16 protein-coding genes are annotated in these 20,174 nt (G+C 49.6%); 10 read left to right on the top strand and 6 right to left on the bottom strand.

Annotated elements, in window-relative coordinates; translation table 11 throughout:
- Positions 1-45: 45 nt before the first annotated feature.
- Positions 46-2,055: a two-component system sensor histidine kinase NtrB gene (locus ACXX82_RS05620; protein ID WP_322232583.1), complete on the bottom strand. Its 2,010-nt coding sequence runs from the start codon at positions 2,053-2,055 to the stop codon at positions 46-48.
- Between the two features lie 226 nt (positions 2,056-2,281).
- On the opposite strand from ACXX82_RS05620, the gene ACXX82_RS05615 reads away from it, so the two are divergent.
- The 10 genes from ACXX82_RS05615 (at position 2,282) to lpdA (ending at position 15,336) form a co-directional block, all read left to right on the top strand.
- Positions 2,282-3,307 carry a TRAP transporter substrate-binding protein gene (locus tag ACXX82_RS05615; protein ID WP_323506621.1) on the top strand — a complete coding sequence of 342 codons (1,026 nt, stop codon included), beginning with the start codon at positions 2,282-2,284 and terminating at the stop codon, positions 3,305-3,307.
- Between the two features lie 770 nt (positions 3,308-4,077).
- On the top strand, positions 4,078-4,599 hold the full coding sequence (locus ACXX82_RS05610) for a methylated-DNA--[protein]-cysteine S-methyltransferase (RefSeq protein WP_322232581.1): 522 nt from the start codon (positions 4,078-4,080) through the stop codon (positions 4,597-4,599).
- Positions 4,600-4,604: 5 nt separating this feature from the next.
- Complete coding sequence (xerD, locus tag ACXX82_RS05605; RefSeq protein ID WP_323506667.1) at positions 4,605-5,531, top strand: site-specific tyrosine recombinase XerD; 927 nt, start codon at positions 4,605-4,607, stop codon at positions 5,529-5,531.
- 180 nt (positions 5,532-5,711) lie between these two features.
- A complete protein-coding gene (locus ACXX82_RS05600; RefSeq protein WP_322232580.1) occupies positions 5,712-5,921 on the top strand; it encodes a hypothetical protein in 210 nt (69 codons plus the stop codon).
- Between the two features lie 386 nt (positions 5,922-6,307).
- Entirely contained in the window at positions 6,308-6,799 is a 492-nt protein-coding gene (locus ACXX82_RS05595) for an aminoacyl-tRNA deacylase (protein ID WP_458562581.1), read from the top strand.
- Between the two features lie 123 nt (positions 6,800-6,922).
- The gene (gene plsY / locus ACXX82_RS05590; protein WP_458562580.1) at positions 6,923-7,549 is read left to right on the top strand and encodes a glycerol-3-phosphate 1-O-acyltransferase PlsY; all 627 of its coding nucleotides are present in this window, start codon (positions 6,923-6,925) and stop codon (positions 7,547-7,549) included.
- Between the two features lie 409 nt (positions 7,550-7,958).
- Entirely contained in the window at positions 7,959-10,655 is a 2,697-nt protein-coding gene (gene aceE / locus ACXX82_RS05585; protein WP_323506623.1) for a pyruvate dehydrogenase (acetyl-transferring), homodimeric type, read from the top strand.
- 203 nt (positions 10,656-10,858) lie between these two features.
- Entirely contained in the window at positions 10,859-12,541 is a 1,683-nt protein-coding gene (gene aceF / locus ACXX82_RS05580; RefSeq protein ID WP_458562579.1) for a dihydrolipoyllysine-residue acetyltransferase, read from the top strand.
- Positions 12,542-12,739: 198 nt separating this feature from the next.
- Complete coding sequence (locus tag ACXX82_RS05575; RefSeq protein WP_458562578.1) at positions 12,740-13,309, top strand: Ntn hydrolase family protein; 570 nt, start codon at positions 12,740-12,742, stop codon at positions 13,307-13,309.
- A 257-nt stretch (positions 13,310-13,566) separates the two neighbouring features.
- Positions 13,567-15,336: a dihydrolipoyl dehydrogenase gene (gene lpdA, locus ACXX82_RS05570; protein WP_458562577.1), complete on the top strand. Its 1,770-nt coding sequence runs from the start codon at positions 13,567-13,569 to the stop codon at positions 15,334-15,336.
- A gap of 100 nt (positions 15,337-15,436) precedes the next feature.
- Here the strand turns inward: lpdA and ACXX82_RS05565 are convergent, their stop codons facing one another.
- From ACXX82_RS05565 to ACXX82_RS05545, 5 genes are all read right to left on the bottom strand, one after another.
- Positions 15,437-16,150 (bottom strand): ABC transporter ATP-binding protein, encoded by a 714-nt coding sequence (locus ACXX82_RS05565; protein ID WP_322232573.1) that lies wholly within the window; start codon positions 16,148-16,150, stop codon positions 15,437-15,439.
- Positions 16,147-16,908 (bottom strand): ABC transporter ATP-binding protein, encoded by a 762-nt coding sequence (locus tag ACXX82_RS05560; RefSeq protein ID WP_322232572.1) that lies wholly within the window; start codon positions 16,906-16,908, stop codon positions 16,147-16,149. The genes ACXX82_RS05565 and ACXX82_RS05560 overlap by 4 nt, the downstream gene beginning before the upstream one ends.
- Positions 16,908-17,798, bottom strand: coding sequence for a branched-chain amino acid ABC transporter permease (locus ACXX82_RS05555; protein WP_416186773.1), 891 nt, complete (start codon positions 17,796-17,798; stop codon positions 16,908-16,910). Before ACXX82_RS05555 ends, ACXX82_RS05560 begins: the two co-directional genes overlap by 1 nt.
- Positions 17,799-17,801: 3 nt before the next feature.
- Positions 17,802-18,683 carry a branched-chain amino acid ABC transporter permease gene (locus tag ACXX82_RS05550; protein WP_322232571.1) on the bottom strand — a complete coding sequence of 294 codons (882 nt, stop codon included), beginning with the start codon at positions 18,681-18,683 and terminating at the stop codon, positions 17,802-17,804.
- A 297-nt stretch (positions 18,684-18,980) separates the two neighbouring features.
- The gene (locus ACXX82_RS05545; protein WP_458562576.1) at positions 18,981-20,138 is read right to left on the bottom strand and encodes an ABC transporter substrate-binding protein; all 1,158 of its coding nucleotides are present in this window, start codon (positions 20,136-20,138) and stop codon (positions 18,981-18,983) included.
- Between the last annotated feature and the right edge of the window lie 36 nt (positions 20,139-20,174).

Genomic DNA, 20,174 nt, shown 5'->3' with positions numbered 1-20,174 from the left:
GAGAGGGAGAAAACAGAATACCGCATTACGCCCTCTTCAATGTAGTCATCGCTGACTATGCGGAAAATTTGCCGGCAACGAGAACTGAAAAATTGTCCCACCGCCATCGTTGTCCGAGTAGTTCAGTGTGCCGCCATGAAATTCTATGGCGGTGCGACATATATTGAGTCCCATGCCCATGCCGTGGGCTTTAGTTGAGTAGAACGGTGAAAACAAGCGTGCTGCCACGTCAGCCGGAATGCCGTGGCCCTGATCGATCACAGAGATGACGATTTGTGGCGTTTCTGTGTCGAGATCGAGTGCTACTGCTTTGATGCGCAAGATGCGACGGGTGGCACTGTTCTCTGACATTGATTCAATGGCATTGCGGGTCAGATTGAGAAGGACTTGCTCCAGCATCATGCGGTCTGCGGATACCCATGGCAATGATGGTGCAATCTCGACCCGAACATTGACCTGAGAAGTCTGCGCTTGTAATTCGACCAATGGCATGATGTTGTCGACTAGTGTGCGGATTGCCAGTGGCTCGCGGATGGGGTCACGATTTTTGACGAACTCGTGCACACTACGAATAATTTGTCCGGCACGTTGTGCTTGCGTGTTGACTTTTCCTAGGGCCAGTTTCAGTTGGGGCGCATTGATGCTGCCACTTTCCAGCATATTCATCGCGCCGGTGGTGTAACTGGAGATGGCGGCGAGCGGCTGGTTCAGTTCATGCGCCAGCGTCGATGCGATCTCGCCCATGCTGGCGAGGCGGGCGCTGGATTCCAGTTTTTCTTGCTGTTTTCGATTTAATTCTTCGGCGCGGCGTGGTTCTGAAATATCTAGTATCGATCCCATCCATCCTGTTTGCTGGCCTTGCGCATCGACCAATGCTGATTCGAATATCAGCACCGGAAACCGTTCGCCATTGGCTCGCAGAAAAATAGCTTCATATTGCGGCGTTCCTTCGCCTTCTAACACTTTTGTAAAGCGTTCCTGGAATTCTTCCAGTGCCTCAGGCGCCCAATAGGGCATTGGCGGGACTTTGCCTACCAATCGGTCTGCGTCGAGGCCGACCATGGCACAGAATGCCGGATTGACATAGGTGACACGACCTTTGAGATCACGCGCACGCAATCCGGTGACGAGTGAGTTCTCCATGGCGCTACGAAATGCAACTTCTTGGCGTAGTGCATTTTCTGCAGCTAGCCGGCGGTGAATATCGCGCCACAGCGCCAGTAAACTCCATACTAGGCCAAGCGATAAGGCGATGACTGATCCGACCAATAAATTGGGTAAAAATTGCGGTGCGCTCTTGACGCTGTTGGTACGTAATATTAGAGATAACCCTGGCAGGTCGATTGGTCGACGATGCGTGTAGACGTCATGGCCACGGCCACCAGCGGCGCGCTTGGCGATGGTGACCTCGTCTGCGTCAGTGAGTGAAATTTCGTTATCTTGTGCAAACCACCATGGCACCAATTCATTGAGAATGCCGCTGACAGAATACGTGCTGACAAGGCTGCCGAGATATTGATTGTTTATAAATAATGGGACGCTGTAATCGATGTACATGGCGTTGGCCGTGTCGATCAGCTTATAGGGCGGCGTGTATTGCGGAATCTTGGCATCGCGTACCAGTTTTGCTGATTTAGTTGCGTGGGTTATATAGTCAGGATTCGTGATTTGCAAGGCGTCGGTTCCTGCGATGATATGGTCTTCGGCATTGAGCCAGGCGATTCCGCGTAGCTCGCGGCTGTTTTTTAATAGCGGCTTCAGACGGTCGGCAAATTGCGCAACGGTCAAGTGATGTTTAATGATCTCGCTGGCGATCAGACGGACACTCTCGTCATCGCGGTTGAGCTGAAAAGTGATGGCTTGCTCAACCCAGAGCGTATCGGCGATCAACTGGTCTTGCCGGTCATTGGCTTCCATTTGTCGGGATTGCCACGGTAACCATATGAGAACAGCCAAAAATAGCAGTACCAAAAAAATCGGAATCAGCCACCGCCAGGTGCGCTGCAGTCCCGCGGTAGTTATGTTGGGTAATCGCTTAAATGTTGTTTGTGGCATAAGGGAATAATGACAGCTAAACGCGTTTTAGCGGGGTTGGCGGTGTGGTTGTGTTGGTTTTCGCTGAAGAAACAGAGCGATTGAGCTACTAGTGTAGCTGACGAGGTGTGATAGGCGCATTTTTTGGTGGATTTTTGCGGTTATCCACACTTGTGAGTGCGGCGCAGCTTGTGCACACTGCGGCCAGATCCGGTAACAATCCATCCGTTGATCACTTGGGGTAAGCATGAAACAAAAATCGTTGGTGGCAGAAATAGTGCGTGTGGCAATATTGTTGGCTGCGACATTAGTCAGTTGCCAGGTTGCTGCACAAGAACCAATCGTTATCAAGTTCAGTCACGTGGTTGCCAGCGATGCGCCTAAAGGGGAAGCTGCGCAGCGGTTTAAAGAGTTGGCCGAAAAAGCGACCAAAGGGCGTGTCAGGATTGCGCTATATTCGAATAGCACACTCTATAAAGATAAAGAGGAACTTGAAGCGTTGCAGCTTGGTGCTGTTCAAATGCTGGCACCTTCATTGGCGAAGTTTGGTCCGCTGGGGATGAAGGAGTTTGAAGTATTTGATTTACCGTATATGTTTCCAAACTTGGAGGCCGTGCATCGGGTGACGCAAGGCCCCATTGGTAAGCAACTCTTGAACAAGCTGGAGTCCAAAGGGATTATTGGTCTGGCCTATTGGGATAATGGTTTTAAAGTGATGTCGGCGAATAAGCCGTTGCGTGTTCCGGCTGACTTCAACATGCTGAAAATGCGTATTCAATCGTCAAAGGTTTTGGACGTCCAGATGCGTGCACTCGGGGCCAATCCTCAGACGCTGGCTTTTTCAGACGTGGTGCAAGCGTTGAGGAGTGGTGTTGTTGATGGCACTGAAAATCCTCCTTCAAACTTGTACACCCAAAAAATGTACGAGGTACAAAAAAATATCACGGTCTCAAATCATGGATATCTTGGCTACGCAGTTATCGTCAATAAAAAGTTTTGGGACAGCTTACCGTGGGATATTCGTACCGCGTTAACGCAGGCAATGGCGGAGGCAACCAAGTACGGCAATGCCAGGGCTCAGGAGGAAAATGCGGCTGCGTTGGCGGCGATACAAAAAACCGGAAAAACGGCGATTTATCATCTGAATGTTAAAGAAAATGCGGAATGGCGTGCGGCCTTATTACCGCTTCAAACGCAGATGGCTGGTCGAATTGGTAAAGATTTAATTGATGCAGTGAGAAAAGAATCTGCGATGGCTGATGTTAATAAGTAACGAAGTATTTAATTTTTAGTAAAGTGGGTGTTTTCAATAAAGTTACTCACCGCCGACCAGCGATTTTTTTGCAATTGCAGTCAATTTTGATCAAATTCATGTAAATGATGCCAATGCTATCTATTTTTTGACAACATCAATTAAGTCCTGATAGTTCCTGACGAGCATTTTTTAAGATAACTTCTCCATTAACATTAATTCGAATAAAACCATAGTTTTTAATTTGAATTAGGCTAAAACTATCTAGAATAACCACATTGATTCATTAAAATTATTTGTAAAAATTAGTTAACTCCTGTTAGAGTTCGTCACCCATTGAATTTTGCGCTTTAGCCCCAAAAGGGTGCGAAGCGGAAAAAGGTCCCTTTTATTTTTGGGGCCCATTCTGAATCACGAGCAGTGTTTTTTTTGTGCGGCAACAGTTGCTAAATCGTGGTGACAGGATGGATCAAGGGTAAGAATTTTAGGTTATAGGTGGTGGTGCATAAAAACGGTATTGATACCGGGGATACTGAGGAGACAGTGCGTTTCAAATGAAGCTGTTTAAACGGCCGGGAACGTATAGAGAAGTATTTGGGGCGCATCGTCAGATGCGCCTTTTTTATTTTTAATGCTTATAAATTGCGTTTCAATTGACGCTTAGTTCATGCTTAATTGATGCTTAATTGATGCTTAATTGATGCTTAATTGAATTTTAATGATTACTTCTCGCATCGAGGCCCCGGCTTTATTTGACTCAGAAATTCCTGTTTTGGCGACCAAATAAGCGCATGAAAAATAGTTCTGAGCGGCAATTCACCAATGCGGGCGCATCCGCACTCTTTTCTGGCATCGTTATGGCACCATTTGGTGCGGTGGGAATTCGATCCGATTCCGGCGTCCTGCGCGAGTTGGTATATTTGCCAAAGTCGTATGCGGAAAAAGCGCCGATGGATGCGTTAACCGAACGTGCTGCACAACAGATCATTCATTATTTGCACAATCCCGACTTTTGCTTCGATTTGCCATTGGCTGCCATCGGCACTGTATTTCAACGTAAGGTATGGGCGCAAATCGTGGCTATTCCACGTGGTGACGTGCTAACTTATGGAGAGGTTGCCCGATTGGTTCAGTCGGCGCCACGGGCCGTAGGACAAGCTTGTGGTGCCAATTGGTTTCCGCTGGTGATTCCATGCCATCGTGTTACCGCCGCTGGCGGTCTTGGCGGTTTTTCGCACGATGATGAGGTCAATGGTTTCCATGTGGGAGTAAAACGCTGGTTGCTGACGCACGAAGGAGTTGTCGATCTGTGAAAAGTTTGCCTGTTTTGGTCGATGCCAGGCCGCAACTGAACATTGATAACCAAACCGCTATCGATGAATTTTGCGATACGTTATGGTTAGAGGACGGTTTGGCAAAAAATTCGTTAGAGGCTTATCGTCGCGACATGACCTTGTTTGCCTATTGGTTACAAGCGGAGCGAAAAAAGCCATTGCTCGGTATTGAGGCCAATGACCTTGTTGATTATCTTAAATTTAAATGTGACAGCAAGGCCACCTCATCGAATCGACGCCTGGCGGTTCTTAAACGCTTTTATTTGCTGGCGTTGCGCCAGAATCGCATCGCTGTCGATCCATGCTTGCATTTGCGGTCTGCCAAAGCGCCACCGCGTAATCTGAATAGTTTGTCAGAGTCACAAGTCGAAACGTTGCTGGCGACACCGGACGTCAACACGCCTTTAGGCTTGCGTGACCGCACCATGCTCGAGCTGATGTATGCCAGCGGTTTGCGCGTGTCCGAACTGGTGTTATTGAAATCGATAGAAGTCGGCATGAATGAAGGCGTGCTGCGGATTACTGGCAAAGGCGACAAGACGCGACTGGTGCCGTTTGGCGAGGAAGCGCGTAGTTGGATCGTGCGCTATCTGGCGCAAGCGCGACCGGTTATTTTATCGGGGCAAGTGAATGACGCGTTGTTTGTCACTGCGCGGGGCGGTCCCATGACGCGCCAAATGTTTTGGACGCTGATCAAGAAAAATGCGCGCTTGGGGGCGATCAATGCACCTTTATCACCGCATACTTTACGTCATGCGTTTGCCACGCATTTGCTGAATCACGGTGCGGATTTGCGCGTTGTCCAGCTTTTACTAGGGCATGCCGATATTTCAACAACGCAGATTTATACGCATGTTGCCCGCGAGCGGCTGAAAATTTTGCATGCAGAACATCATCCTCGAGGTCGTTAGGGATTTGCTGGTTGCGCCGAGGAAATCCGCGTTGATTGCGCTTCTATATAGCGCCTCTAGAATGAGAGTGAAATGAAGACTGGGCCGAATTCCTTCAAAGGCATTTGTTTCTACTGTATCCTGTGTTCATCATACAAAGTCTATTTAAAGCATTTACAGTATCTACTTAAGGGGGCCAAATTGGCAAAAACGAATTTTCAATACGAAAAGCGTCAAAAAGAGCTTGAAAAGAAAAAGAAAAAAGAAGAAAAGCTGAAACGCAAAGCCGAAAAAGGTTCTGTCGATGAGGTCACAGGTGAAGTAATTGAGGATGATGCGGACGAATCAGAAACATCTACCGATTCATCGAATGGCGCTACACCAGGATCTACGGAAGCGACACCGTCATAAACAAATACTTTGACTCCGGCGTGTTGACGCAACTGCGTTGTTTCATCTGGAGTGATTGAGTGTTGATTGTATGTTGATTAAGTGTAAAGTAACGCTGAGCGCCCATTCACATGTAGTTTTCAGGCGGTTACAGACGCTTAAGGCGTTACTTAAGTACGCGATGATTACGTGAAAAAAGCAACGAGGTAATAAGCTAACGATGACGTTAATCGGTTTGTTTGCAAGGACTCCGGTTCCTTGCGGTGACTGATGATGGTTTTGTTACTACCTCTTTTCAGACGATTCGCATTGCGGAAAATATGGTCGACATAGTCGTATCAATGATTATTCTTAAACGATGGTCCGAGCCTTGCTGGTTCGGGCCATTTTTGCGCTTTTAGTCCTATATGGCAAAAAAAGAGCATATTTCGGAGACCCCGGCGACGCAATTCTTGCGTCAGCACGGTCTATCCTTTTCAGAGCATCCCTATTCCTACGAAGAGCATGGCGGGACCGCGACGTCGTCCGTCGCTTTAGGCGTTGAAGAGCATCAAGTGGTGAAGACGCTTGTCATGCAGGACGATACGGCGCGGCCAATGATTGTCCTGATGCATGGGGATTGTCAGGTTTCAACTAAAAATCTGGCACGGCAGATCGGCTGCAAGTCAGTGGTATCGTGTAAGCCGGAAGTCGCTCAGCGCCATTCCGGTTATATGATCGGCGGTACCTCGCCGTTTGGAGTGCGTAAGGCCATGCCAATTTACATTGAGCAGAGTATTTTATCTTTGCCGGTTATTTATATTAATGGTGGTCGTCGCGGTTTTTTGATTGGTATTACGCCGCAGATCATCGTGGATGTGCTGAAGGCGCAATCGGTGACGTGTGCACTAAAGGGTTAATAGGATTACGCAAATAAGGTGAAGTAACCATGCTGATGCAATCAAGTGTTTTTAGGTTGTTGTCTATATCGGTAAACATCATTTTTGCTTGGCTTTTATACGAATTCACAAGAAAGAAAAAGCATGAATATAGTTTTATTTGTCGTTGCCGCTTATTTGATTGGCTCGGTTTCGTTCGCAGTTGTGGTGAGTAAGTTATTTGGATTGGGCGATCCGCGTACGTACGGATCAAAAAATCCCGGGGCTACTAACGTATTGCGTAGTGGAAATAAAGCGGCGGCAGTGGTGACCCTGCTCGGGGACGGTTTTAAAGGTTGGCTCGCTGTGTGGTTGACACAAAAATTTGGACCACAATATGGCATAAACGACGGGGGAATTGCATTGGTCACGCTGGCCGTGTTTTTGGGCCATTTGTGGCCTATATTCTTTCGGTTTGTTGGTGGCAAGGGCGTAGCGACCATGTTTGGTATCCTGATCGGGATCAATCCATTGCTGGGACTGGGTGCATTGGTGACATGGGCGATTATTGCGTATGCGTTTCGTTACTCGTCGCTGGCAGCGTTGGTCACCTGTTTGTTTGCACCGTTTTTTTATACGTTGATGAAAGGTCCTGATGTCATTTTGTTAGCCATCGTGGTCATGAGCGCATTACTGGTTTATCGGCATGCCAAAAATATCGGTAATTTGTTGGCGGGGAAGGAAAGTCGCATCGGGGCCAAGAAAAGCGATAGTAAGCCAAAGATGAATTAGTTTTTTATACGGTGTTGTTATCGGTTGTTGTTATTTGTTATTTTTATTGTTTTTTTATAACTGCGTTTCTGGTCTGAAATGGTGGAAATACGCGAGTTTGCTGCATTGCCGCATTGAATTGTTTCTCTTTTTTATCCAAGTTGAACCCTAAGTTAGCAGGATGGCCATCTCACGGTGTGATTGAATGTTTATTTGTCAAGCTTAATTATGCTGCCATGCCGCATAATTTCGCATTGTGAAAACGTGTATCACCATTTGAAAGTGTAAAAAGTCTCTGTTAGAATTCCGGCATCGCCTATATTTACAATTCATAGGTGAGATTTTTTACCGTATTGATGTAAGCCTCACCCTTCCATCCGATGCCAAAAGATATCGGTGCAAAGCGCTTAAATAACTAAGGAGACTCTGTATGTCAGCCCAGCTCGACCAGGTTTTGGCGCAAGCCACCAACGATCCCGATGTCATTGAAACCAAAGAATGGCTAGATGCACTCGAAGCCGTTATTGAAACTGAAGGGCCTGAACGCGCGCACTACCTGATGGAGCGCATGCTTGATCTGGCGCGTCGTCGCGGAGCGCAAATACCTTTTTCCAGCAATACTGCCTACGTCAATACTATTCCGGCTCATCTCGGCGAACATTGTCCGGGGAATCTCGAAATTGAAGAGCGCTTGCGCTCATGGATGCGTTGGAACGCTATGGCGATGGTGGTCAAAGCCAATCGTCTGGACGGCGATCTGGGTGGCCATTTGTCGAGTTTTGCGTCGCTGGCAAACATGTTGGGTATTGGTTTTAACCATTTTTGGCACGCACCTTCTGAAGGTCACGGCGGCGATTTGCTCTACATCCAAGGCCATTCATCGCCTGGTGTGTATGCTCGCGCTTTTCTTGAAGGTCGTCTGACCGAAGAGCAAATGCTGCATTTCCGTCGCGAAGTCGATGGCAAGGGCTTGTCCTCTTATCCGCATCCTAAACTGATGCCGAATTTCTGGCAGTTCCCGACCGTATCAATGGGTCTTGGTCCGCTGATGGCGATCTATCAAGCGCGCTTTTTAAAATATTTGCACGCACGCAGCATTGCAGACACCGCCAATCGCAAAGTATGGGCATTCTGCGGCGATGGTGAAATGGATGAGCCGGAATCGATGGGTGCCATCGGTATGGCCGGTCGTGAGAAGCTCGACAATCTGGTGATCGTCGTCAACTGCAATCTGCAACGTCTGGACGGTCCGGTACGTGGCAACGGCAAGATCATCCAGGAACTGGAATCCGATTTCCGCGGTGCTGGCTGGAACGTCGTCAAAGTTATTTGGGGTGCTGGTTGGGATGATCTGCTGGCACGTGATAAAGAAGGTATCTTGCAGCAAGTCATGATGGATACCGTCGATGGCGAATACCAGAACTACAAAGCCAAAGACGGCGCCTTTGTGCGTAAAAATTTCTTCGGTAAACATCCGAAATTGCTGGAACTTGTCAGCAAAATGTCCGACGACGACATCTGGCATCTAACCCGTGGCGGTCACGATCCGCACAAGATTTATGCTGCGTTTAAAGTTGCGCAAGAGCATAAAGGTCAGCCGACAGTGTTGCTGGTCAAGAGTATTAAGGGTTACGGTTTCGGCAAATCTGGCGAAGCGCGCAACACGGCGCATAACACCAAGAAACTGGACGACGAAGCCATCAAAGCGATGCGCGACCGTTTCCAATTGCCAATCGCCGACGATCAGTTGGCCGATGTGCCATTCTTCAAGCCCGCCGACGACACGCCGGAAATGATTTATCTGCATGAGCGCCGCAAAGCGCTCGGCGGCTTTCTGCCGCAGCGCCGTATGAAAGCCGATGAAGAGTTGATCGTACCGCCGCTGGAAACGTTCAAAGCCGTATTAGAACCGACCGCAGAAGGCCGTGAAATCTCGACGACACAAGCTTATGTGCGGATCTTGACAACGCTGCTGCGCGATTCTAGTTTGGGTCAGCGGATCGTCCCGATCATGGTGGATGAATCCCGCACCTTCGGTATGGAAGGTTTGTTCCGCCAAATCGGTATTTTCAGCCAGGTTGGTCAGTTGTATGAACCGGTCGATAAAGATCAGGTGATGTACTACCGTGAAGATAAAGCCGGACAGATTTTGCAAGAAGGCATTAACGAAGCGGGCGGTATGAGTTCGTGGATCGCTGCGGCGACTTCGTACTCGACCAACAATCGCGTCATGATTCCGTTCTACACCTACTATTCGATGTTTGGTTTCCAGCGTATCGGCGATCTGGCATGGGCGGCAGGCGATATGCGTGCCCGTGGTTTCCTTATCGGCGGTACTGCTGGGCGTACCACCTTGAACGGCGAAGGCTTGCAACATGAAGATGGACATAGTCATGTGATTGCTTCGACGATTCCAAACTGCGTGCCTTACGATCCTACTTTCTCGCATGAAGTTGCGGTCATCATGCACGACGGTTTGCGTCGCATGGTCACCAATCAGGAAGATGTGTTTTATTACCTGACGTTGATGAATGAAAACTATAGCCATCCTGGTTTGAAGCCAGGTAGTGAAGAGGGCATCATCAAAGGTTTGTATCTGCTCCAGGAAGGCGGCAAGAAAAACAAGCAGTGCGTTCAATTGATGGGTTCGGGCACCATTCTGCGCGAAGTCATCGAAGGTGCTGCCTTGCTGCAACAAGACTGGGGCATTGATGCCGATGTCTGGTCAGCGCCGTCGTTCACCCTGTTGGCGCGTGATGGTCAGGATGTTGAGCGTTGGAATATGTTGCATCCGACTGATACACCACGTGTAGCGCACATCACTGCGTGCCTGCAAGATACCAGCGGCCCGATCATTGTTTCTACAGACTATATGCGCACTTATGCTGAGCAAGTGCGGGCGTTTGTTCCAAACGGTCGTACTTACAAGGTTTTGGGTACTGATGGTTTTGGTCGTTCCGACACCCGCGCCAAGTTGCGTGAGTTCTTCGAAGTAAATCGCTATTTTGTCGTGATTTCTGCTTTGAAGGCGTTGGCTGATGAAGGCAAGATTAAACCAGCAGTTGTCGCTGAAGCCATTACCAAGTATGGTATTAATCCAGAAAAGCTTAATCCGGTCACACAATAAGCACTTCCGTTGTGCCTGCGGGCGATAACGTCATAGCAAGGTCCCGGTGGCACGCATGCAACCCCCTTGACCTTGCTAAGAGTTGTCTTTTGCAGGCGCTCTGGAAATACCAGACAAACTAAAACACCTTGCATGCATCGTAGTCGTCACCCTTTGTGAATGGCGATGCGATGCGTAGCGAGTAGAACGAATGGAGCTAAGCGATGAGTATGGTGGAAATTAAAGTCCCTGATATTGGCGACGTCAAAGACGTTGAGGTCATTGAGGTGATGGTAAAGGTCGGCGATACAATCAAGGTCGACCAGTCGCTTGCGACTCTGGAAACCGATAAAGCCAGTATGGAAATTCCGTCCACGCAGGCGGGAGTAGTAAAAGAATTGAAAATCAAGGTGGGTGATAAGGTCAGTGAAGGCACGCTGATTTTGATATTGGAAGCTGAAGGTGCTGGCGCAGCACCGGCTCCAGCCGCGCCCGCATCGGCTGCCGCAGCATCGGCTGCCGCAGCACCGGCTGCCGCAGCACCGGCTGCCGCAGCACCGGCCCCAGCGCAAGCCGCTGCTCCAGCCGCAAGCGCTGCGCCCGCCGGATTGGTAGAGGTCAACGTGCCGGACATCGGCGATGTGAAAGACGTTGAAGTCATTGAAGTAATGGTTAAGGTCGGCGATACGATCACGATCGATCAGTCTTTGGCGACGCTGGAAACCGACAAAGCAAGCATGGAGATTCCTTCGACTCAGGCTGGCGTCGTTAAGGAAGTCAAAATAAAGGTCGGCGACAAAGTTAACCAAGGCACGTTGATTCTGGTGGTGGAAACCGCTGGCGGGACGGCTCCTGCGGTATCTGCGCCAGCGAGTGTACCGGCCGCTACGGCCGCACCAGCGGCGACAGTCGCATCTGCGCCCGCGCCAACCCCAGTCGCTGCCGCTCCAGTAGCGGCAAATGGCGTATTGCCACATGCATCTCCATCAGTACGTAAATTTGCACGTGAACTCGGTGTAGATTTGAGCCGCGTGAATGGTACTGGTCCGAAGGCACGTATTGTGCAAGAAGACGTGCAGAACTACGTCAAGGGCGTTGTTGCTAACGCTGTTGCCAATCCGGGCGGCGCATCAGGCGCAGCCGGCAAAGGCACGGGCGTCGGACTCGATTTGTTGCCATGGCCATCGCTTGACTTCGCCAAATTCGGCACCACCGAATTATTGCCGTTGTCGCGTATCAAGAAAATCAGTGGTCCAAATCTGCACCGCAACTGGGTCATGATTCCGCATGTGACACAATTCGACGAAGCCGATGTGACGGATTTGGAAGAGTTCCGCAAAGACGCTAACGCGGCTTACGCGAAATCGAAGTCGACCGTTAAATTGACCATGTTGGCGTTTGTGATCAAGGCCAGCATCGCGGCTCTGAAGAAATTTCCAGCTTTCAATGCATCGTTGGATGCCGCCGGTGAAAATCTGATTCTGAAACAATATTACAACATCGGTTTTGCCGCTGACACGCCGAATGGTCTGGTTGTGCCGGTTATCAAAAATGCCGATCAAAAAGGTATCGCACAAATCGCGCAGGAAATGGGCGATCTGTCGGCGCTGGCCCGTGATGGCAAATTAAAAGGCCCCGATATGCAAGGTGCCAGCTTCACCATCTCTTCATTGGGTGGTATCGGCGGCACAGCATTTACGCCGATCATCAACGCCCCTGAAGTGGCGATTCTTGGTCTATCCAAGGCGGCCATCAAGCCGGTCTGGGATGGTAAACAATTTGTGCCGCGTCTGATGATGCCTATGTCGCTGTCTTACGATCATCGTGTCGTTGACGGTGCGATGGGTGCACGGTTTAGCGTGTATCTAGGCGAAGTGTTGGCAGATATGCGTAAAACATTGCTGTAAAGTGCAGTCGAATTTTGGCGCATTGAAGGTATGTTTCAGGCATTTACTGTGCTGGGATTGGGGTTTTTTAGGACGATGTAAAAGCGGGGTGAGGAGCGGAGACGTTTCCTCATCGTCCGGTCACCTGCGGTCTAATAGTGCGGGCTGGTATTTGTTACTAAACGTTCATCCTGCGCGTTGATATGTCGGAGAATAGTCATGACTACCTGTGTTGTGGTTAAAAAAAATAACCAGATCGCGATTGCGTCGGATTCGCTCGTTACCTTCGGCGATACCCGCTTGTCACATGCCTATGAAGCCAACAATAAGATTTTTCAGGTCGGCAGTTCCTTTATCACTTTGGCCGGTACTGCGGCCCATTTTCCAGTGATGCGAAAGCTGATGCTAGGGATGGGCGACGGATGCAAGCTGGATACCAGAGAAGATATTTTTGAAACGTTTTCCAGCATCCATACGATTCTTAAAGATCAGTATTTTTTAAATACCAAAGAAGACGACGACGATCCGTATGAGTCATCGCAAATCACCGCGCTGATCGCTAATCCTCATGGGATTTTCGGCATCTATTCGTATCGTGAAGTGTTTAGCTTTGAACGTTTCTGGGGTATCGGCAGCGGGCGAAATTTTGCGCTCGGCGGAATGTATGCAGTCTATGATCAGGATCTCAGCGCTCACCAAATTGCCGAGATTGGCGTACAGGCTGGCGTTGAGTTCGATAAAAGTTCAGCGGCTCCGTTGAGAATTCATAGTTTTTTGATGATGCCATAGCGGTCTTGAAAAAGCTTCTACGGCGTGTCTTTTAAAAAATGCAAGATGCTGGATCAACATGCGGGACTCAAGAAAAATGGGCGGATAAATGATGTTTGTTATCCGCTGAGGCCGCCTGATGATGTCACGAAAATAGCATAAGGCGTCACGTTGCGGGTTATGGCAACGGACCAATAGTAGCGAACATGCTCGGCTATAAAAGCAGCGGAGCGACACCACCCAATCCCTATGTGGGAAGATAAAACGGAGCAAACCCTATGAGTATGGTCGAAGTCAAGGTCCCGGATATCGGCGACTTCAAGGAAGTCGAAATCATTGAATTATTGGTTAAAGTCGGCGACACCGTTAAAGTTGATCAGTCGCTGATTACGGTTGAGTCGGACAAGGCCAGTATGGAAATTCCATCGAGCCACGCCGGTGTCGTCAAGGAGATAAAAGTTAAGGTCGGCGAAAAAATTGCCGAAGGTTCGGTCATTTTGAGCGTAGAAGCAAGTGGCGCGATTGCTGAACCAGCCACGGCGGCTCCTGCTGCCGCAGCATCGGCTGCCGCAGCAACTCCTACTAGTGCGCCTGCGGCTGCTAGCTTCTCCGGTAATGCTGATATTGCATGCGATACCGTGGTGTTGGGTGCTGGGCCTGGTGGTTATACAGCAGCTTTTCGCGCTGCCGATCTTGGTCAAAAAGTCGTGCTGATTGAGCGCTATGCTGATCTTGGCGGTGTTTGCCTGAACGTCGGTTGTATTCCGTCAAAGGCTTTGCTGCATGCTGCCAAGGTGATTACTGAAGCAGAAGAAATGGCGCATTTTGGCGTCAAGATGTCAGCTCCTGAGATCGATATCGATGCATTGCGCGGCTGGAAAGAAAGTATCATTAAAAAACTGACGGGCGGTCTTAGCGGTTTGTCCAAAGCACGCAAAGTCCAGGTTGTTACGGGTAAGGGCGAGTTCAGTTCAGCCAATACCATCGTTGTGCAAACGGCGGAAGGTCCAAAAGTTGTCGCATTTAAAAGTGCAATCATTGCAGCGGGATCATCGGTTGCCAAAATTCCTGGTTTTCCTTACGATGACCCACGCCTGATCGACTCGACCGGTGCGCTTCAGCTAAGTCAAATTCCGAAGACATTGCTGGTCATTGGTGGCGGTATTATTGGGTTGGAAATGGCCTGTGTATACGATGCGCTAGGTTCCAAAGTCACGGTCGTTGAGTTTGCCGATGGTTTGATTCCGGCCGCTGATCGTGACCTTGTGAAACCGCTGCAAAAGCGTATCGAAAAACGCTATGAAGCGATTTATCTAAAAACCAAAGTCACCAAACTGGAAGCGTTGCCAAAAGGTTTGCGCGCTACGTTTGAAGGTGCTGACGGTAACACCAGCGCGCCAACAGAACCACAATTGTTTGACATGGTGCTGGTGGCAGTCGGCCGTCGTCCTAACGGCAAAGAAATTGCCGCCGAAAAAGCGGGCGTTATTGTCACCGACCGTGGTTATATTCCTGCTGACAAGCAACAACGTACCAACGTGGCCCATATCTTTGCAATCGGTGATGTGTGTGGCGAACCGATGCTGGCGCATAAAGCGACCAACGAAGCGAAAGTGGCAGCCGAAGTCATTGGTGGTCATAAGGTGGCATTTGATGCCATGACGATTCCATCGGTCGCTTACACCGATCCAGAAATTGCATGGATGGGGTTGACGGAAACAGAGGCCAAAGCCAAAGGCATTCCGTTCGAAAAAGCCAATTTCCCATGGGCAGCAAGCGGCCGCGCATTGGCGATGGGGCGTGATGATGGGATGACTAAATTGTTATGGGACCCGAAAACTAAACGGATTATTGGCGCCGGTATTGTTGGCGTGAATGCTGGTGAGTTATTGGCCGAGACGGTGCTGGCAATGGAAATGGGAGCCGATCTGGAAGATCTGGCACTGACGATTCATGCGCATCCGACTTTATCTGAGACCCCGATGTTTGCTGCTGAGATGGGTCTGGGTACGATTACGGATTTGTTTATTCCGCCAAAGAAGAAGTAATTAGCTTGTTTGGTTGAGTTTGGTTGAACATGGCGTGACATCTTATCCACGGATAAGGTGTCACGTTTTGCATTGGGCGAGCGGTTTTGGTCGTTGACGGTCAGCCGCCTAAATACGCTTCTAGTACCTTCGGGTTGTTCAGCAAATTTACGCCGCTATCGGCCAATACAATCTGTCCGGTTTCCAGCACGTAACCACGTTGCGCAATGCGTAGCGCTTGCCGCACGTTTTGTTCCACCAACAGGATGGTAAGGCCGGTGCGGTTGATTTCCTTAACGATGCGGAAAATTTCTTGAATCATCAGCGGTGCTAGTCCCATCGAAGGTTCGTCCAGTAGCAGCACGCGGGGCTTTGCCATCAATGCGCGGCCGATGGCCAGCATTTGCTGTTCACCGCCGGAGAGATTGCCAGCGAGACCTTCTTTGCGTTTTTGCAGGACAGGGAATAGGGAATAAATCCATTCCAGATCTGTCGCAACCTGCGTCTTGTCGTTGCGGGTGTAGGCACCTAAAGCCAAGTTTTCTGCGATGGTGAGCGTGGTTAAAATGGCGCGGCCTTCTGCCACTTGCACCACGCCACTTTGGACGATCTTGTGAGGAGATAGTCGAGTAAGGTCGCGGTCTTCCAGTAATACCTGTCCCCGCGTTGGTTTTAACAAGCCCGATATCGCTAATAGGGCAGTGCTTTTTCCAGCGCCGTTTGCACCGACCAGGGCCGTAATCTCACCCTCATTGAGGGTGAGATTAATCCCTTTTACAGCTTCGATATGACCGTAAGAAACCGCCAGGTCCCGAACACTTAAGATTGGCTTCATTCTGCTTCTTCCTTGCCCAGATAAGCCTCAATGACTTCCTGGTTATTCTTGATCTGATCCGGTGTGCCTTCGGCGATGATGCGGCCGAAATTGAGAACCGCTATTCGGTCGCACAAGCCCATCACAAAACGCATGTCATGCTCGATCATGAAGATACTGAAACCGCGTTCCTTGATGTTCAGAATCTCTCGCATCAGTTCCGTTTTTTCGGAGGGATTCATGCCAGCGACCGGTTCATCAAGCAATAATAATTTTGGCTTGGTGGCGAGCGCACGGGCGAATTCCAGCTTGCGTTGCTCGCCGTATGACAAGCTATCTGCCAGCAATTGCGCTTTGTGATCGAGGCGCACCCAAGACAATAATTCCAGCGCTCTTTCACGTGCTTTTGCTTCAGTTTTGCGATAGCCAGGCAGATTTAATAGCAAACCGGCGAAGCCGTAATCCATATGATCATGCATGCCGACGACGACGTTTTCCAGCAGCGTCATTTCCTTGAACACGCGGATATTCTGAAAGGTGCGGGCGATGCCCCGTTCAGTGATTTTATGCGGTGCTACTTTACCGATATCCTGACCATCAAATGCGATGTCACCACCGGAAGCACGCAATAGACCGGTGATTAAATTGAAAACGGTGGTTTTTCCTGCGCCATTGGGGCCAATTAAACCGAAAATGCCGCCTTGCGGAACGTTCAAATTAACGTCTTGTAAAACTTGCAAACCGCCAAAGTTTTTGCTGATATTGTTGAGTTGAAGCATCAGCTCACCTTTCCTGTCGGCTGGGTTTTTTTATCCGGTTTAGAGAATAAGTGACGCATCCGGCGTGGATCCCAAATGCCTTTTGGTAGATACAAAATCACCAACACTAGAATGACGCCATTGGCCGCTAATCGGAAGTCCTTAAAGTGGCGCAGAACTTCCGGCAACAAGGTCAATAATGTTGCGCCGATAGTCGGGCCGATCAGACTGCTAGTGCCACCGAAAACTGCCATTGTGAGGATGTCGACGGCATTTTCAAAAGCATAATTTCCCGGTCCGATCGTAAAGGTGTAATGCGCGTTCAGGGCACCCGCCACACCGGCGATGGTCGCGCCGATGACAAACGCAAGCAACTTGTATCCAGCCACATTGACGCCCATCAGACGGGCTGCGATTTCATCTTCTTTAATCGCTTCAAACGCTCGGCCGATCTTAGAGCGTCTGATGCGCGCCAGCACGTACAAAGTAATCCCGAGCAGCAATACGATATGCCACCATTCAGTGGTTGGCGGAATGCCGTTGAGCCCCATCGGACCGCCGGTGATATTCATATTTAACACGACGACTCGCACCACTTCGCCGAAGCCGAGAGTCGCCATCGCCAGATAAACGCCAGATAAGCGCAGAGTCGGGATGCCAATAATGAGTGCTACCAACGCTGGTAATGCGCCGCCGACGGCAAGCGCTACCGGAAATGGTAGTCCGGTGTTCATGCTGATCAGGGCCGCAGAATACGCGCCGATGCCCATGAACGCGGCGTTCGCCAGCGATAGTAATCCGCATGACAGCGTGACGTAAATTGATAAGGCCAACATCGCGTTGACGCCGATGCTGAAGACGACGGTGTTATAGGTTGCCCAAAATCCGTCCCACCATTCCATGAATCCCATCTGTTACGCCTTTCTTTCCAACACTTTGCCAAACATGCCTGACGGCCTGACGAGCAAGATCAAAAACAGTAAACCAAATCCGACTGCATCGCGGAAATCGCTTGATAAGTACGCTACCGTCAACACTTCTGCAAATCCGAGAAACAGGCCAGCGATCATTGCGCCGCGAATATCACCCATGCCACCCAAAATGATGACGGCGATGCCTTTGTGTAGCATCGGTTGGCCCATGAATGGTGTAATCGCATTGAACGATAAGCCGACCAATACGCCTGCCGCGCCACCCAGCGCCGCTGCCGCGAATGAGGTCAGATAGAACAAACCTTCGACATTGATGCCGAGCAAATAGGCGGCCTTTGGCGATTCGGCAATCGCACGCAATGCGCGTCCCAACTGAGTGCGACGCATGACGCCCAGTAAAACCAGCATCAACACAAACGAAACAACGACGATACCAATTTGCACCGCAGTGACATGCACGCTACCGAAGGTAAAACTGTCTTCGGGGATAATCCCCATTGGGAAGCGCTTATTTTCGGCGCCGAATAAGCCTTGCGCCAGATTGGTCAGAATAATGGCGACGCCAATCGTCGCAATCATGGGCGCTAAATGGGGTGCATTACGTTTGCGCAGTGGTCGCAGCACGATATAGTCGACGATCAGGCCGATCAGGCCCGAAGCCAGCATCGCCAATAACATTGCCAGCCATAGCGGTAGCGCGAGCTGTTCGACCAGCATTAACGCGACATAGCTACCCAACATAAAAATCGCGCCATGCGACAAATTGATGACACCGAGCACGCCAAAGACCAGCGTGAAACCGAGCGCAAACAGCGCATAGACACTGCCGAGTGACAGGGCGTTAATAAGTTGTTGTTCAAGCATAGGGGAAACTCTTTATAAACCGGACAGCCAAAAAACCAAAATTAATGCAAAGTAAAATGGAAATCTAAAATCTAAAATCTAAAATCTAAAATCTAAAATCTAAAATCTAAAGCGAAAGGCACGCCGATGCTTTATCGGTGTGCCCTGTCGTTAATTCAATTGATTGGTATTGCTTCGATATTGCGGTGATTCTTTGAGACCCAATTCTATTTCCTGTTGCTATGGCAAAACCGGATAAATCTTCATCAGACCTTCATGTCAATCTGATCGCTGCCACACCGGTTCTGCAATAACGGATCACTTCATTAGGACGAATTTTCCACCTTCAGCAATATTCACAATTGCTTCCTGTTGCGCGTCATAGCCGACAGCTTTGCCACCGGCTTCCGGTGCTTTGCGGAACGCAAAGTTGCCGGTTGCGCCTGCGATCTTGACCGCTGGCAGCGCATCACGCAAAGCGATGCGGTCCGCTGGCAGTGCGCCAGTCAATTTGACATTTTTTAGTGCCGCCGCGACGATATACAGCGCATCGTAAGCTTGTGCCGCAAATTGATCCGGCTCAGTACCAAATTTAGCTTTGTACGCGGCCATGAATGCTTTGTTGGCTGGCGTCATATTTTCTGCCGACCACGGACTACCCATAATAGTGCCGTCGCCTGCACCCTTGGCAATTTCAAAAAGCTTTGGAGAGTTCAACCCATTGCCGCCGATGAACGGTTGCTTCATGCCGAGTGTACGGGTTTGCAAGATGATATTGGCGGCTTCTTCAGTCAGGCAAGAGCAAACAATAGCGTCGGGATTCGATGCTTTGATTTTGGTTAATTGCGCTTTGAAGTCAACGTCGCCTTTGGCATACGATTCAGTCGTCGTGACAGGAATTTTTTGCTCGGCCAGGGTTGCTTTGAAAACGTCGTAACCACTTTTGGTGAATGCGTCGTCGTTGCCATAAATGACTGCCACTTTTTTGATGCCGAAATGCATGACCGCGGCGCGTGTTGTCACTGGCAATACGTCGGCTTCCATGACTGAGTTACGAAATGTGAAAGGGCCCATTGCCGTGATGCCATCTGCGGTATTGCTGGTACCGAAGGCGACGACCTTTGCAGCATTGGCGATCGGATCAGCAGCGAAAGCCGAGTTGGACAGAGTTGGGCCGAATACCAGCAACGCCTTGTCTTGGAAAATCAGTTTTTTGAACGCGTTGATAGCGTCTTCTTTTTTGCCTTGCTCATCTTCTATGACCAATAGCAGTTTATTGCCGTTAACGCCGCCCTTGGCATTGACTTCTTCTGTAGCCAGCGTGAAACCGTTTCTGATGGCGACGCCATATTTTGCTGCCGGACCTGTTAATGCAGCAGCCAAACCAAGTTTGACTTCAGCGGCTAGTGCAGATTGTGCCAATGTCGCGCCGAGTACCAGCACGGTCAGTGTTTTTAAAAAAGTATTCAGTTTCATAGGTGAACTCTCCGGGGTTAATTTTTGTAGCGATGA

The organism is Glaciimonas sp. GNP009, assembly GCF_054343755.1.
This window is presented reverse-complemented; position numbering and strand designations above follow the sequence as displayed.

Coding starts and splice junctions, on each gene's coding strand:
- ACXX82_RS05560 (WP_322232572.1), bottom strand. CDS start 16,908: ATGCTTCAACTCAACAATATCAGCAAAAACTTTGGCGGTTTGCAAGTT.
- ACXX82_RS05610 (WP_322232581.1), top strand. CDS start 4,078: ATGAAAAATAGTTCTGAGCGGCAATTCACCAATGCGGGCGCATCCGCA.
- plsY (WP_458562580.1), top strand. CDS start 6,923: ATGAATATAGTTTTATTTGTCGTTGCCGCTTATTTGATTGGCTCGGTT.
- ACXX82_RS05620 (WP_322232583.1), bottom strand. CDS start 2,055: ATGCCACAAACAACATTTAAGCGATTACCCAACATAACTACCGCGGGA.
- aceF (WP_458562579.1), top strand. CDS start 10,859: ATGAGTATGGTGGAAATTAAAGTCCCTGATATTGGCGACGTCAAAGAC.
- ACXX82_RS05550 (WP_322232571.1), bottom strand. CDS start 18,683: ATGCTTGAACAACAACTTATTAACGCCCTGTCACTCGGCAGTGTCTAT.
- ACXX82_RS05595 (WP_458562581.1), top strand. CDS start 6,308: ATGGCAAAAAAAGAGCATATTTCGGAGACCCCGGCGACGCAATTCTTG.
- ACXX82_RS05615 (WP_323506621.1), top strand. CDS start 2,282: ATGAAACAAAAATCGTTGGTGGCAGAAATAGTGCGTGTGGCAATATTG.
- ACXX82_RS05545 (WP_458562576.1), bottom strand. CDS start 20,138: ATGAAACTGAATACTTTTTTAAAAACACTGACCGTGCTGGTACTCGGC.
- aceE (WP_323506623.1), top strand. CDS start 7,959: ATGTCAGCCCAGCTCGACCAGGTTTTGGCGCAAGCCACCAACGATCCC.
- ACXX82_RS05575 (WP_458562578.1), top strand. CDS start 12,740: ATGACTACCTGTGTTGTGGTTAAAAAAAATAACCAGATCGCGATTGCG.
- ACXX82_RS05555 (WP_416186773.1), bottom strand. CDS start 17,798: ATGGGATTCATGGAATGGTGGGACGGATTTTGGGCAACCTATAACACC.
- lpdA (WP_458562577.1), top strand. CDS start 13,567: ATGAGTATGGTCGAAGTCAAGGTCCCGGATATCGGCGACTTCAAGGAA.
- ACXX82_RS05565 (WP_322232573.1), bottom strand. CDS start 16,150: ATGAAGCCAATCTTAAGTGTTCGGGACCTGGCGGTTTCTTACGGTCAT.